The sequence below is a fragment of the Acinetobacter sp. X9 genome (assembly GCF_054889255.1).
Map to the genome: position 1 here is coordinate 318,922 of NZ_CM142679.1, position 14,575 is coordinate 333,496.

A 14,575-nucleotide genomic window follows, 5' to 3' on the forward strand; every position below is an offset into this window, starting at 1 on the left:
TTATGCATACTTCAACCACCAGTACCGTACCTTTGGAACCGTGGACAGCTCAACAATTACAACAGGCGACACAGGGCTACTGGCATAAAGACCAGATACCTCAAACTGAAATTAAACGTATTTTGACGGACTCTCGTCATGCGGAAACTGGGGATGCCTTTTTAGCACTAAAAGGTGAGCGTTTCGATGCGCATGATTTCGTTACACAAGTTGCTGCAAATGGTTGTCAAATAGCTATCGTTGAACGTCCGCTAGATGTAGATATTGCACAACTCGTTGTTGCAGATACCCGATTGGCTTTAGGGCAATTAGGAGCGTATCGCCGTGAGCAAAACTCACAATTAAAGGTAATTGCCTTAACGGGGAGTAGCGGTAAAACTACAACCAAAGAAATGCTGGGAAGTATATTGTCGCGCTTAGCACCGACACTAATCACCCGAGGCAATTTAAACAATGACCTTGGTGTACCAATGATGTTGCTAGAGCTTCGCAAGGAACATCAATATGCGGTGATGGAGTTGGGTGCAAGCCATCAAGGCGAGATTGATTACACATCAAAACTCGTTCAGCCTCATGTTGCGGGCATATTAAATATTGGTACAGCTCATTTAGGCGAGTTTGGTGGTCGTGAAGGTATTTGCCGCGCAAAATCGGAAATTTATCGTCATATTTTACCAAATGGCGTTGCAATCGTGCCGCAACAAGATGACTTCACTGCCGAAATTCTTGATGCTGCAAAAGCTCATCGTATTTCTACATTTGGCGTAGGAGGTGATGTCTATGCAACAGATGTGGAATTATTGCCTCAATCAACGAATTTTAACCTTCATACACCGCAAGGTAGCAGTGCAGTTAAGCTTCCTTTTGCGGGTGAGCATAATGTTCAAAATGCGACCGCAGCTGTAGCTTTTGCTTTAGCAATTGGTATTGGACTAGAAGATATTGTCCAAGGACTAGAGCAAGCTCAGGGAGCAAAAGGTCGTCTTAACTTTATTCAAAAGTCACCTTACTTATTTATTGATGATACCTACAATGCCAATCCGACTTCTATGCGCGCTGCTGCACAAGTGTTGTTGCAGCAACAAGGCGTAAAAGTGATGGTCATGGGGGATATTGGTGAGTTAGGTGATAGCAGTTGGCAAGAGCATCATGATTTAGGTCGTGATCTTGCCGAACTTCCTTTAGATCATATTATTGCAGTTGGACAGTTCGCTTCAGCTGCTCTCGAGGGTGCAGACTCTCATTCTAATAAAGTGAAAGCATTTCAGACACAAGCTGAGGCGCTTCCATTTTTAATCAATCTAATCCAAACACATCAACCCCAGTCCATGAGTTTCCTGTTTAAAGGTTCTCGCTTTACTCATATGGAAACGTTGATGGCTGATTTGATGGAGAAACTTTAAATGCTGTTATGGTTGTTTGAACAACTTGCGGGCTATCACAGCTCGTTTCAGGTCGTTCGTTATTTAACATTACGTTCTTTACTCAGTGTATTAACTTCACTGACCATTGGTCTGGTCCTTGGGCCGATCATGATTCGTAAATTACAAGCGTTAAAATACGGTCAGGCAGTAAGTTCGTTTGCTCCTGAAAATCATGCTAAAAAAATGGGTACACCAACGATGGGCGGAATTTTAATTCTGCTTTCAATTGGTATTAGTACTTTACTATGGGCTGATTTATCTAACCCTTATGTCTGGATTGTGCTTGGTGTAATGGTTGTATTCGGTGCTGTAGGCTGGGCAGATGACTGGATTAAAATTCGCTATAAAGACAATGCAGGTTTACCTGCACGTAAGAAGTTTTTCTGGACTTCTGTTGCATCGCTGGGTGCTGGTATTGCGTTATATTTAATCGCAACTCAACAGTCCAATGCAGAACATACCGCAAACATGTTGGATTTATTGATTCCATTCTTTAAGAATCTTTCAATTCCACTCTCAATTGTTCCTTTAGGTCTGGCATTTATTGTATTTACCTATCTAGTGATTAATGGTGCTTCTAACGCAGTTAACTTAACAGATGGTTTAGATGGCTTGGCAATCATGCCAGTTGTCATGGTGGCTACAGGTTTGGGCGTATTTGCTTACTTGTCTGGTGACATCCGTTTCGCTAACTATTTACATATTCCATATGTGAAATATACCTCTGAACTCGTAGTAATCTGTTCTGCCATGATTGGTGCAGGTTTGGCATTCCTTTGGTATAACGCGCATCCTGCTCAAGTATTTATGGGTGATGTCGGTGCTTTAGCTTTAGGTGCGATGCTTGGAACAATTGCGGTTATGGTTCGTCAAGAAATCGTATTTGCAATTATGGGTGGTGTATTTGTAATGGAGGCAGTATCTGTATTCTTACAAATCGGCTCCTTACGTATGCGTAATAAACGTGTGTTCTTAATGGCGCCGCTGCATCATCACTATGAAAAGCAGGGCTGGAAAGAAACGCAAGTTGTGATCCGTTTTTGGATTATTACAATTATATTAGTAGTTTTAGGTCTAATGACTTTAAAATTGCGATAGATCTTATTTTAGTGTCAATATAAAGCCAGTTCTACTGGCTTTTTTTATTGGAGAGGTGAATGACAAAAGTTGCTGGTCTAGACCAATTATCTGTGATTAATCAAAAAGTAGTTGGAGAGGGCGAAGTATTACCTCAAGTTGTACTTAAAGATGGAAGTCAGGTGCAAACAGGAACTGTAGCGACAATGTTGCACAATATTGAATTATATAATGCTGGGCAAAGAGGACAAATTGAGGAAGAGCTAAAGATCGCAATTCCAACGTTAGTCAAAGTAGGTCTGTTTGATTTGTTTCAGGTAGATGAATGGATTAATGGTACAAATGCAGGTCGCACCTTTGTTGGACTACACGCAAAGACTTATTTACAACAAAAAGAACAAGAGAATAATTAAACGTGGCTAAGCAAATTTTAATGTGTCCTGTGTGTCGTCAGTCTCTGAATTTAACTGAACGAACTTGGCGATGTGAGCAAGGACATAGTTATGATGTAGCTAAACAAGGCTATGTCAATTTACATGTGGTGCAACATAAACATAGTAAAAACCCAGGGGATACACCCGAGTCAGTAGATGCGCGACGAGCTTTTTTGCAAGGTGGTTATTATCAGCCTTTACAGCAAGCTGTAGTCGCTTTATTAAAGCAACTAGATGTAAAGTCAATACTCGATATTGGATGTGGTGAGGGCTACTATACAAGTGCTATGCAGCAAGTCGTTGAGCAGTGTGTTGGAGTTGATATTGCAAAAAACGCGGTACAACGTGCGGCAAAGCTCAACACTGAAGTAACTTGGGTGGTGGGAACAGGAGCAACTTTACCTGTATTGGATCGGAGTATGGATGCTTGCACCAGTTTATTTAGCCCAATTCCGCAAGCAGAAATTGCGCGTGTTTTAAAAGATGAGGGCTATTTAATTGTTGTTACACCTGCTTCTGAACATTTGTATGCCATGCGTGAGGCTTTATTTGAGCAAGTTAATCCTCACACACCAGAAAAGTTTGTAGAGCAACTACAAAATTTGTTTGAGTTAAAGCAAGAGCAAATTATTGATGCGCCTTTTGTGCTCGATCAACAAGCCTTAAAAAATCTGATTGCTATGACACCTTATGCTTATAAAGCTTCTCCTGAGCGTCGCTTGCAGTTAGAGCAGCAATTGCAATTAGAAGTAACGGCATCATTTCAAATTTATGTCTTTCAGAAGCGCAATAAAAAAGCCATATAACGATCTATTTTAAGAGCGCAAAAAAGAAGCCATCTGATGATGGCTTCTTTTTTGCTATTCAATCTGATTAATCAGATTTTCTAATTCATCTTTTTCTCGCTTAGGAGCGGACTCCTGTGAAGGTCTCATGGCAGGAGGCGCAGCTTTTGACGGAATAACAATTTCTTCACCTGGTAAATCAGAAAAGTCATTGTCATTGCTTAATTTTGGTTGTGGCGGTGCTGGTCGATAAAGCGGACGTGCTAGTGGTGGCGCCGCACGATAAGTTTTCTTATCAGCTACTTCTGTCACGGTTTCTTGTTGGTCACGTGAAATAGGACCTTTAGCATCTTTATCTAAACGGACCCAAGCTGCTGGCGTACCTTGCAATGCTTGACCCATAAAGTTAATCCAGATCGGCAATGCGGCAATACCACCATATTCACGACGGCCAAGCGTAGTCGGTTGGTCAAATCCAACCCATGCTACAGTCACTAACTTGCCGTTGAAGCCTGCAAACCATGCATCTTTTGCATCATTCGTAGTACCTGTTTTACCACCTAAATCACTACGGCCAATTTTAAGTGCAGCACGACCTGTACCATGCTCAATTACATCACGTAAGATGTTCGCCATATCATAAGCAGAGCTTGATTTTAAAATACGTTGAGCTTGGCGATATTGACTGTTATTTTTGTCAGTCTGTTTAAGATTAAGCTGCTTAGCTGCGTTTTCTTTCTGTTCTATGTTTTTATTCGTAACCTCAATGACTTCATCATCAGTCGTTTTAGGTTTTTGCTCTTCATCCGTTGTATCAGGTGCATTAATACATGGAATACACGCGTATTCTGGTTTAGCTTCATAAATGACTTTGCCGTAAGCATCTTCAATACGTTGAATGAAATGCGGTTGAACACGGTAGCCACCGTTTGCAAACGTTGCATAACCAGTTGCCATTTGAATTGGTAATACTTGAGGAGTACCTAAGGCAATGGTGTAGTTGCGTGGAATTTGATCTTCCTGTAAACCGAAATCCATAAATAATTGGCGAGTACGTTCAATCCCTACAGTTTGTAGAAGTCTTACTGATACGGTATTACGAGACAAATATAAAGCACGACGTAATGGGATCATACCTAAGTAACGCCCATCAGAGTTTCGCGGTGTCCATTTGCCAATCGTAATAGGGCTATCATTCACCATGCTATACGGGGTCATACCTCTTTCTAATGCTAAAGCATAGAGGAATGGCTTGATAGTAGAACCCGGTTGGCGCCAGCCTTGTAAGGCACGGTTAAATTTTGATTGGTAGAAGTTATAGCCACCTACAATTGCTTCAATTGAGCCATCATTTGGGTTAATTGCAATGAGTTGACCTTGAACTTTAGGAACCTGAACTAAAGACCATGCGGTTTTATTATCATTTGGGCGTAAACGAACAATATCTTTAACTTTAACAATTTGAGATGCACGTGAAGGAGCGCCACCTACGCTATTTGCATTGCGATAGGGACGTGCCCATGACATGCCTGACCATTGAACCGTAACGGTTGAGCCATCTTGCATTAATGCTTCAAAAGAGCTGCTATTTACCTTAGTAACTTGTGCAGGATAGGTGTTGGCATATGCTCTAAATTCAGTTAACGGTTTGTCATGTGCTTCTGCACCACGCCAGCCATGACGACGGTCATAAGCTTCAAGGCCATCTTGCACAGCTTTTTCTGCAATCGCTTGGCGTTTAGCATTAATTGTTGTGTAGACTTTATAACCAGAATCAATGGCTTGTTCGCCAAAATGCTTTACAAGTTCTGAACGAACCATTTCCCCAGCATAGGGATGAATATTATTTAAATCCCGATTGGGCATATTTAAATTGATCGGCTCTGCAACTGCTTTTTGATATTCTGCTTGAGAAATATAACCCAGCTGTAACATACGGCCTAAAATCCAGTTGCGTCGTTCGAGTGCGCGCTCAGGATTAACTACAGGGTTATATTTAGAAGGTGCTTTTGGCAAACCTGCAATCATTGCCATTTGAGCAATGCTGAGCTCATTAATGCTTTTGTTATAATAAATTTTAGCTGCTGCCGCGATACCATACGCATTTTTCCCTAAGAAGATTTTATTCACATAGAGACTGAGAATTTCTTCTTTAGACAAATTTTGCTCAATTTTTCGAGCCAAAAAGATTTCGGTTATTTTACGTTTTAGAGTTCTTTCTGGACTCAAATAATAGTTCTTTGCAACTTGCATGGTGATCGTTGAACCACCAGTTTGCACATCTGAACCCGTCACACTTTCGCTCAAAGCACGACCTAAACCTTTAAAACTGATCCCGCTATGTTCAAAGAAAGAAGAGTCTTCTGCTGCTAAAAATGCATGAATAAAAGCAGGGGGAATTTGTTTGTATTCAACCGGAATAGAAAGCTTACCACCGTACTCAGCAATCAGTTGATTGTCTGAGGTGTAGACCTGTAATGGTTTTAAAAGGGGAGCTTTTTTTAGTGAACTCATTTCTGGAAGCGATGGGGCGATATAGAGATACATGCCATAAAAGCCCATCGGAAGTGAGACTAAGATAATAATAATGATCAAAAAAATTGGACGCACGAAGCCCAAACTGGATAGCTTTTTCATGATAAGTAAGCTTTAATAAGATCGAATACAAACTAATTGTGGTCAGTATAGCCTTTAGACATGCGGATTGTTAGATGAGATATTGTATCCGTGTAAAAATAAAGACCTAGATTATTGGTTTGTAATTTTTTTTGGGGATAAAAAAATAATAGGACAATAGTGTGCTCAGGTTATATCGTAAACCGAATAAGGGGTTAATGGGCGTCGATATTAGTTCGACTTCTGTTAAGTTGTTAGAGCTCTCTGTTAAGAACGGTAAATATTGGGTAGAAAGCTATGCTTTAACGCCTTTACCTGAGAACAGTGTAGTTGAAAAAAATATTTTGAATCCAGAAGCAGTTGCAGAAGCTTTGGAACGGGCGATGAATTTAGCAAATCCCCACACCACTAACGCTGCAATTGCTGTTCCAACATCGACGGTTATTCATAAAACCATCGAAATGGATGCAGATATGAACGATGATGAACGTGAAGTTCAGATTCGATTAGATGCGGAGCAATATATACCGTTCCCTTTAGATGAGGTGAGCCTTGATTTTGAGGTTTTACCAGATCGACTGCCGAATCCAAATCGTGTGAATGTACTTTTAGTCGCAACACGAACAGAAAATGTTGAAACACGTGTAGAAGTATTGGAACTGGTTGATTTAACGCCTAAGCTTGCTGATGTTGAAAGTTATGCTGTCGAGCGTGCTTTTAGTGTGTTTGCTGATAGCTTACCCATGGGTGCAAATACAATTGGTATTTTAGATATTGGCCATACCATGACCACATTATCGGTTATGCAAAATGGCAAAATCATTTATACCCGTGAACAAGTCTTTGGCGGTAAACAGCTTACTTTGGAAATTCAAAGCCGTTACGGTTTGTCATTAGAAGAAGCGGGACGCGCTAAAAAAGAACGTTCTTTGCCAGATGATTATGACATCGAAATCTTAGAACCATTTTTAGATGCTGTAGTTCAGCAAGCTGCTAGATCTCTACAATTTTTCTTCTCTTCATCCCAATTCAATGAAATTGACCATATTTTGCTAGCGGGTGGCAATGCCAACATTCCAGGGCTTGCTAAATTGTTGCAGCAGAAACTCGGTTACCGAGTCACTATTGCCAATCCATTTTTACAAATGGGTTTCTCTCCTCAAGTCGACGTTCAAAAAATTGAAAATGATGCTTCTTCATTAATGGTGGCATGTGGCTTGGCTTTAAGGAGTTTTGATTAATGGCAACAATTAATTTACTCCCTTGGCGTGATGGGCTTAGGGAGCAGCGTAAAAAACAATTTATTATTTTATGTTTTGGGGTCGTTGTTTTTGGGATAACCACTGTATTTGCAGGGTGGTTTTATTTGAATCAAAAATTAGATGATCAAGAACAAGCAAATCAGCTCATCATCAGTACAAACCAGAATCTAGATCAACAACTTAAAACCTTAAATGGCTTGCAAGAACAGCGGGACGCAATTATTGAGCGTATGAAGCTCATTCAAGGTTTGCAAAGCCAACGTCCGGTCGTTGTGCGTTTGGTGGATGAATTAGTACGTGTGACTCCGGCAGCCATGTATTTGACTAAATTCAGCCGAACCGGAGATAAATTTACGATTGAAGGTAAAGCGGAAAGTCCAAATACAGTTGCAGAGTTATTACGTAATCTCGAAGCATCGCCATGGTATCGCAACGCTTTTATGAGTTCTTTCTTGGCGACCGAAGAGAAAAAAGATAAGGCTGTCAGTTCTTTGCTTCCTAGAGTTGAAGATAGCTATGGCAGTTTTGTTGTTACTGTTGATGTAGGGGAAATGGGGGTGACCACAACAGATGATACCGCCAATACGCCTTTAGGTACGGATAAGGGGGTGGCAAAATGAGTCCTGATGAACTTCATGAGCTGTCTTTAGAACAAGCTCCATCTAAGAAAAAAAAGATCACCTTAGAAAAATTTCTTCAGCAATTTAACACGCTCGATATGAACAGTTATGGCAGCTGGCCATTATCTGTGAAAATTACGTGTTGGATTTTTATTTTCTTTGCTGTATTGGCTTTGGGGTATTTTGTTGCTATTCAACCAAAGCTACAAGCAATTGATAATGCTCAAGCACAAGAAAGTAATTTATTAAATGAGTTTCGAGAAAAAGACTCAAAATTACGCAACTTGCAGCAATACCAGCTTCAACTTCAAGAGATGCAAGCCAACTTCAATCAGCAGTTAGAACAATTGCCAAAAGAAACCGAAATTCCAAGTTTAGTTGAAGATATTAACTTAACGGGGGTGAATTCTGGTCTGAAGTTTAAAAATATCCGCTTAGAAGATGAAGTGAAGCAGGAAATTTTTATTGAACAGCCTATTACGATCGAAGCAACTGGGGATTATCACGCTTTCGGTGCTTTTGTTAGCAGTATTGCGGCATTACCACGTATTGTGACGATGCATGATTTTATTGTTGAAGCTGCTCCTGTTAAGGATGGTAAATCAGATATTCCTGTGCTTAATTATTCTATCAAAGCAAAAACTTATCGCTATATGGGTGCTGTAGAAAATCCTGAACATCAGGAAAAAAATACTTCGGCTTCCTCGGTAGCACCTGATTCTTCTACTGCTAACACACAGCCGAAATAGAGGAATTACGATGAAACTTAAACAATTTTCTCTTTCTATTTTGGCATGTTTAGCTTTAGCTGGATGCGATTCTAGAATCGACGCCGTAAATCAGCAAATGGCCGATATACGTAATCAGCCACCACAAGCCATAGAACCAGCGCCTGTTTTTACGCCTGTGCCACAATTTAATTATGCAGCCCATCAGTTAAAGAGCCCATTTTTACCAAGCTCACTTGCTGCTGAGCTGAAAATTATGGCGGGGAAACGAGTATATCCGAATTTCTCACGTGCACCACAGCCACTCGAAAGCTATGCATTAGAGTCCTTAAATATGAAAGGAAGTATGCGTAACAGCCGCGGGCAAGTCATGGCTCTGATCCAAACACCTGATCATCAAATTGAGCGAGTACAGGTAGGGAATTATATTGGGATGAATCAAGGTCGAATTACCCATATTGGTCCTACTCAGATTGATCTGGTGGAGATTGTCCCTGATGGGCGAGAAGGCTATGTGGAGAGACCAAGAACCTTAGTGTTAATTGGACCTGCGCCCTAAAATTTAGGGAATAACAAAGAAAAAATTATTTTTAAAGATTATTTATTGGGGATGGTTAGACAATGAATCACGTATTCCGTCAGTTTTCGATGGGGGCTATAGCGATTGCAATTACGCAAGTTGCATCTGCACAGGTCAGCATGACCAATATTGTACCGACGCAAATAGCGGGCCAAGGTACAGAAATTCGAGTGATATTTAATGGCTTGCCGCCACAACCGCAAGCATATCAACTTGAAAATCCTTCACGTTTGGTTTTAGATTTTAATAAAGCGCAGCTGAATTTAACCCAATCAAAAGTAGCGATTGGAACGAATGAAGCGAGTTCGGTCGATGTAAGCTCTGATGATCAGCGTTCACGTTTAACTGTAAATTTGAAAGAGGCAGGTGCTTTTACAACTCGTATTGAAGGCAACACTTTTATTTTAAAGATTAATTCTGCGCAAGCTGTAGTTAAACCTGTAGCAATAAGTGCGGCACAACCCCAAGGCGTTTCAAATATCGGCTTCCAACGCGGTAGTCAAGGGGAAGGTCTTATCGTTATTGACCTATTGGGAAGTAACACTCCTGTTGATGTGCAGCAACAAGGTAGCAAAGTTGTAGTAAGAACTTTAGGTTCTAAAATTCCTACTCATTTAGCTAAACGCTTAAATGTAAATGATTTTGCAACGCCTGTTTCGACCATTGAATCATATAATGATAAAGGCAATGGTATTATTACGATTCAATCTACTGGTAGCTATGAATATATGGCTTATCAGGCGGAAAATAAATTAACAATTAGTCTAAAACGTCCTCAAGATAAAAGTGTAAACACTTCATCTAAACCATCTAATTATTCTGGTAATAAGCTTTCTCTTGATTTTCAGGATATTGAAGTTCGTAGGGTTCTACAGTTACTTGCAGATTTCACTGGTATTAATATGGTGGCTGCCGATAGTGTTCAGGGTAATATTACGTTGCGGTTAAAAGATGTTCCGTGGGATCAGGCACTTGATATTATTTTAAAAACTAAAAATCTGGATAAACGTAGAAATGGAAATGTAATTTGGATTGCTCCAGTTGCTGAACTGATCAAGGCTGAAGATGATGAAGCAAAAGCTTTAGCGCAAACGATTAAGTTAGCGCCGATCCAAACCGATTACATTCATTTGAGTTATGCCAAAGCCATCGATTTACTTAAGTTAATTGAGGATTCTCGTGACGGGAAGGGGGCGGTTGCGAATCGTACTGCAAACTCGGATTCTCTTGCGTTGGAGAGCTTGCTAAGTTCACGCGGTAGTGCTGTGGCTGATACACGGACTAATACTTTAATTATTAATGACACAGCACAAAACATTGATAAAATCCGTAAAATGATTGATTTACTTGATGTACAAGTGAAGCAGGTTATGGTTGAGGCGCGTATTGTAAGAGCCTCTACTTCTTTTACCAAAGAGCTTGGCGTCAAATGGGGAATATTATCGCAAGGGATTACCAACAATAATAATTTATTAGTTGGTGGTAGCGAAACAACCTTATGGAATTTACGAGAGCCCAAAAAAGATGATACTACCGGTGGTTATAAATATACGATTGAACGTCCAGATAATTTAAATGTCGATTTAGGGGTTTCTAATCCAGCTGGAAGTATTGCCTTTGGCTTGATTAGTATGTCTGATTTTATGCTTGATCTCGAACTTTCTGCATTACAAGCCGATGGCTATGGTGAAGTTATTTCCACACCTAAAGTCATGACCGCAGATAAGCAATCTGCAAAAGTCGCTACTGGTCAGCAAGTTCCTTATCTGATGACGACTACTTCTGGTGCGGGTTCCACAGCAACTACTTCATTTAAAGATGCGCTCCTAAGCTTGGATGTTACTCCGAGCATTACACCTGATGGTAAAATTCAAATGAAATTGGATATTTCAAAGGATTCTGTAGCTGGTGAAGCACCTAATGGTGAATTAATTTTAAATAAGAATAATATTAATACCAATGTACTTGTTAATAATGGTGAGACAGTCATTTTAGGAGGGGTGTTTGAGCAGACGACTTCTAATTCACAAACCAAGGTTCCTTTCTTTGGAGACATTCCTGTGGTTGGGCGTTTGTTTAGAAAAGATGTGAAATCTGATGATAAGCAAGAGTTACTGATTTTCGTTACGCCACGAATTGTTAATGACACTTTGGTGAGAAATCATTAATATATTTTTTAATGAAAGCAATTGAAATAGGTGGCGCCTTGCCAAGCAAAGCGTTTGAAACCCTGCCAAATATTTATTTGGTAGGGCCCATGGGGGCAGGAAAAACAACCGTTGGACGTCATTTAGCCGAACTATTAGGGCGTGAATTTTTAGATAGTGATCATGAAATTGAACGCAAAACAGGTGCCACTATTCCCTGGATTTTTGAGAAAGAAGGGGAGTTTGGATTTCGTACTCGTGAAACCGTAGTGTTAAATGAGTTGACTTCCCGTAAAGCCTTAGTGTTGGCGACAGGCGGAGGTGCAATTACTCAAGCACCCAACCGCGAATTTCTAAAGCAACGTGGTATTGTTGTTTATCTTTACACTCCTGTAGAACTACAATTACAACGAACTTACCGCGATAAAAATAGACCTCTATTACAAGTTGAAAACCCTGAACAAAAATTACGTGATTTGTTAAAAATACGTGATCCTTTATATCGTGAAGTTGCGCATTACACGATTGAAACCAATCAGGGTGCTGCTCGTGATCTTGCTCAAAAGATTTTGCAACTTATTTTGTCCAACCCGCTAAAATAGCCAAACTTACTTGTGGTTTTATAAACTCATGCAAACTTTACATGTTGAATTAGGCGAACGCCGTTATCCTATTTTTATTGGCAGTCAACTTGATCCTAAGCAGTTGCTTGAGCCTTATATTCATGGTCAACAGGTCATGATCGTGAGTAACGAAACGGTCGCTCCTTTATATTTATCTCATTATCAAGAAGCTTTAAAAAGTTTAGGTAAAACTGTAGCGACTTGTATTTTGCCAGATGGTGAGAAATATAAGGATATTCAACATCTAAATTTAATTTTTGATGCTTTACTTGAAGCTGGTTTTAATCGTGATTGTACGGTTTTAGCTTTGGGTGGTGGTGTTATTGGGGATATGGCTGGTTTTGCGTCAGCATGTTTCCAACGTGGTGTTTACTTTGTTCAGGTTCCGACTACACTTCTTTCACAAGTAGACTCAAGTGTGGGTGGTAAAACGGGGATTAATCATCCTCTTGGTAAGAACATGTTGGGCGCATTTCAGCAACCTCAAGTTGTTTTGGCTGATATGGCTCAACTCGATACTTTACCAGAACGAGAATTATCTGCTGGATTATCAGAAGTCATTAAATATGCCTTGTTGGGTGACGCTGATTTTCTTGTTTGGTTAGAGCAGAATATGGATGGGTTAATTGGGCGAGATGCTGAACTTTTAGCAGAAGCTGTTTATCGTTCATGTGCTCATAAAGCACGAATTGTTGCCAACGATGAAAAAGAGCAAGGCGAACGAGCTTTACTCAACTTGGGTCATACTTTCGGTCATGCGATTGAATCTTACCTTGGCTATGGCACTTGGTTGCATGGTGAAGCAGTAGCGACAGGCATGGTGATGGCGGCTGATTTATCACAACGTTTAGGTTGGATTTCAAGCGATGATGTAGAGCGTACAAAAAAAATTATTCAACGCGCTAATTTGCCGATATCATGTCCAAAAATTCCATTGGATGAATTCCTTGGATATATGGCGCATGATAAAAAAGTTCTCAATGGTCAATTACGTTTAGTGCTGTTAAAGCAACTTGGGCAAGCAGTAATTACTAAAGACTTTGATGTTGAACTCATGAAACAAGCTATTTTGGCAAATCAACACGGATAATAAATTAAGGTAACACATGACTGTATCACGTACACTTTGGCAGAATGTTCAACAATATATCTGGTTGGTGGGTGGTATCGTCTGCTTGTTGCTCGCTTTTATTTTTTGGGTAATGACCGATAGTAAAAAGCTGGTTGAAGTTGAAAAATCAGCTGATTCGGATGCGCCAGTGCAAATTCAGCCAGAGAAGGTGGCAACAACGGCTAATTTAGGGGCTTTAGCTGATGAAGTTAGACCTCTTGATTTAACAACCCGTACGGTTGCCTCTGGTCAGCATGAGGCAGAGTTCCGCGGTACAAAATTTATTAATGAAAACAAGAAACAATGGACGCTTGAGCTTTTCCGTGCGTCTGATGAAGATATTATTAAAAACTTTTTAAAAAATCGTCCAGAACGGAATAAATTTATCTACTTCCGTTTAAGCGGAGATAAACAATCTGAACAATATGTTTTGACATATGGTGTATTTAAACGTTCTGAAGATGCAATTCAGCAGTTAACCCAACTTAATCTTGATTTACCTGAATCAATTAAACCCCAACCGCAACAATTTTCGACCTATGCGCCATTAGTCAATGATTTAGGTGCGGATGAAATGAAAGGTGGTATTAGCCAAACTTATGAAGTGCGGTTACGTCCAGCTGCTCTACCTAAAATTGATGAGTCCTTGCTCATAGGGGGCGGCGTGGCTACACAACCTAAAGTGACGGCTCCAGCCACAAACTCTACAACTCGTACAACCATTATTCGTCGAGATGCGGAGGGGAATGTTGTGGATGTACATCAGTCTAATTCGGCGGTTGATGTGGCTAAAAAGGCTCAACAGAATCGTACAACAGAACCTTCAGTAAAAAATGCAACAAATGAGGGCACAAGTGGTAATTAATTATAAGGATGCATCGCACAAATATGGTGCAATAATAATAGTCATATATCTTTTTTGATCACCTGTGGTGCATATTTAGTCATTTATTAAAATGATAACGCGAATAAAATCGATCTATTTTCAACAATTATAAATACTTAATTGCAAAAAATAACATTGGCATAGTTTTTGCTTTATTCTTGTGCTTATTAATGTGCTGTAAACTATTTTAGCGCTCTAAAGAGTAAATTCTATGCAGAGTCGAGGGGTCGAACTGCTTTAAAAGAGTGCGAAATAAGTCAAAACATTTTTCTAGCAAAAACC

Annotated in this window: 13 protein-coding genes; 12 read left to right on the forward strand and 1 reads right to left on the reverse strand. The window is 40.0% G+C overall.

Annotated elements, in window-relative coordinates; translation table 11 throughout:
• The first annotated feature begins 2 nt into the window (after positions 1–2).
• Genes ACYU0V_RS01550 through ACYU0V_RS01565 form a run of 4 tightly spaced genes read left to right on the forward strand, consistent with a single transcriptional unit; the run spans position 3 to position 3,741 of the window.
• Complete coding sequence (locus ACYU0V_RS01550; RefSeq protein ID WP_461848783.1) at positions 3–1,403, forward strand: UDP-N-acetylmuramoyl-tripeptide--D-alanyl-D-alanine ligase; 1,401 nt, start codon at positions 3–5, stop codon at positions 1,401–1,403.
• A complete protein-coding gene (gene mraY / locus ACYU0V_RS01555; RefSeq protein WP_002116751.1) occupies positions 1,404–2,522 on the forward strand; it encodes a phospho-N-acetylmuramoyl-pentapeptide-transferase in 1,119 nt (372 codons plus the stop codon).
• 59 nt (positions 2,523–2,581) lie between these two features.
• The gene (locus ACYU0V_RS01560; protein WP_002116981.1) at positions 2,582–2,914 is read left to right on the forward strand and encodes a DUF7709 family protein; all 333 of its coding nucleotides are present in this window, start codon (positions 2,582–2,584) and stop codon (positions 2,912–2,914) included.
• Between the two features lie 2 nt (positions 2,915–2,916).
• A complete protein-coding gene (locus ACYU0V_RS01565) occupies positions 2,917–3,741 on the forward strand; it encodes a putative RNA methyltransferase (protein WP_461848784.1) in 825 nt (274 codons plus the stop codon).
• Between the two features lie 54 nt (positions 3,742–3,795).
• On the opposite strand, the gene ponA is transcribed toward ACYU0V_RS01565, so the two are convergent.
• A complete protein-coding gene (gene ponA / locus ACYU0V_RS01570; RefSeq protein ID WP_174722935.1) occupies positions 3,796–6,357 on the reverse strand; it encodes a penicillin-binding protein PBP1a in 2,562 nt (853 codons plus the stop codon).
• Between the two features lie 161 nt (positions 6,358–6,518).
• On the opposite strand from ponA, the gene ACYU0V_RS01575 reads away from it, so the two are divergent.
• The 8 genes from ACYU0V_RS01575 (at position 6,519) to ACYU0V_RS01610 (ending at position 14,272) form a co-directional block, all read left to right on the forward strand.
• Positions 6,519–7,577: a pilus assembly protein PilM gene (locus ACYU0V_RS01575; protein ID WP_005067078.1), complete on the forward strand. Its 1,059-nt coding sequence runs from the start codon at positions 6,519–6,521 to the stop codon at positions 7,575–7,577.
• Positions 7,577–8,218, forward strand: a complete 642-nt coding sequence (locus ACYU0V_RS01580) for a PilN domain-containing protein (protein ID WP_461848786.1) — start codon at positions 7,577–7,579, stop codon at positions 8,216–8,218. Before ACYU0V_RS01575 ends, ACYU0V_RS01580 begins: the two co-directional genes overlap by 1 nt.
• On the forward strand, positions 8,215–8,967 hold the full coding sequence (locus tag ACYU0V_RS01585) for a type IV pilus inner membrane component PilO (RefSeq protein WP_068563958.1): 753 nt from the start codon (positions 8,215–8,217) through the stop codon (positions 8,965–8,967). Before ACYU0V_RS01580 ends, ACYU0V_RS01585 begins: the two co-directional genes overlap by 4 nt.
• Positions 8,968–8,977: 10 nt before the next feature.
• The gene (locus ACYU0V_RS01590; RefSeq protein WP_068563956.1) at positions 8,978–9,505 is read left to right on the forward strand and encodes a pilus assembly protein PilP; all 528 of its coding nucleotides are present in this window, start codon (positions 8,978–8,980) and stop codon (positions 9,503–9,505) included.
• Positions 9,506–9,567: 62 nt separating this feature from the next.
• Complete coding sequence (gene pilQ, locus ACYU0V_RS01595) at positions 9,568–11,694, forward strand: type IV pilus secretin PilQ (protein ID WP_068563954.1); 2,127 nt, start codon at positions 9,568–9,570, stop codon at positions 11,692–11,694.
• 11 nt (positions 11,695–11,705) lie between these two features.
• Positions 11,706–12,275 carry a shikimate kinase AroK gene (gene aroK, locus ACYU0V_RS01600; RefSeq protein WP_002116987.1) on the forward strand — a complete coding sequence of 190 codons (570 nt, stop codon included), beginning with the start codon at positions 11,706–11,708 and terminating at the stop codon, positions 12,273–12,275.
• A 28-nt stretch (positions 12,276–12,303) separates the two neighbouring features.
• Positions 12,304–13,386, forward strand: coding sequence for a 3-dehydroquinate synthase (gene aroB, locus ACYU0V_RS01605; RefSeq protein WP_461848787.1), 1,083 nt, complete (start codon positions 12,304–12,306; stop codon positions 13,384–13,386).
• A gap of 16 nt (positions 13,387–13,402) precedes the next feature.
• Positions 13,403–14,272, forward strand: coding sequence for a hypothetical protein (locus ACYU0V_RS01610; protein WP_461848788.1), 870 nt, complete (start codon positions 13,403–13,405; stop codon positions 14,270–14,272).
• The last annotated feature ends 303 nt before the right edge of the window (positions 14,273–14,575 follow it).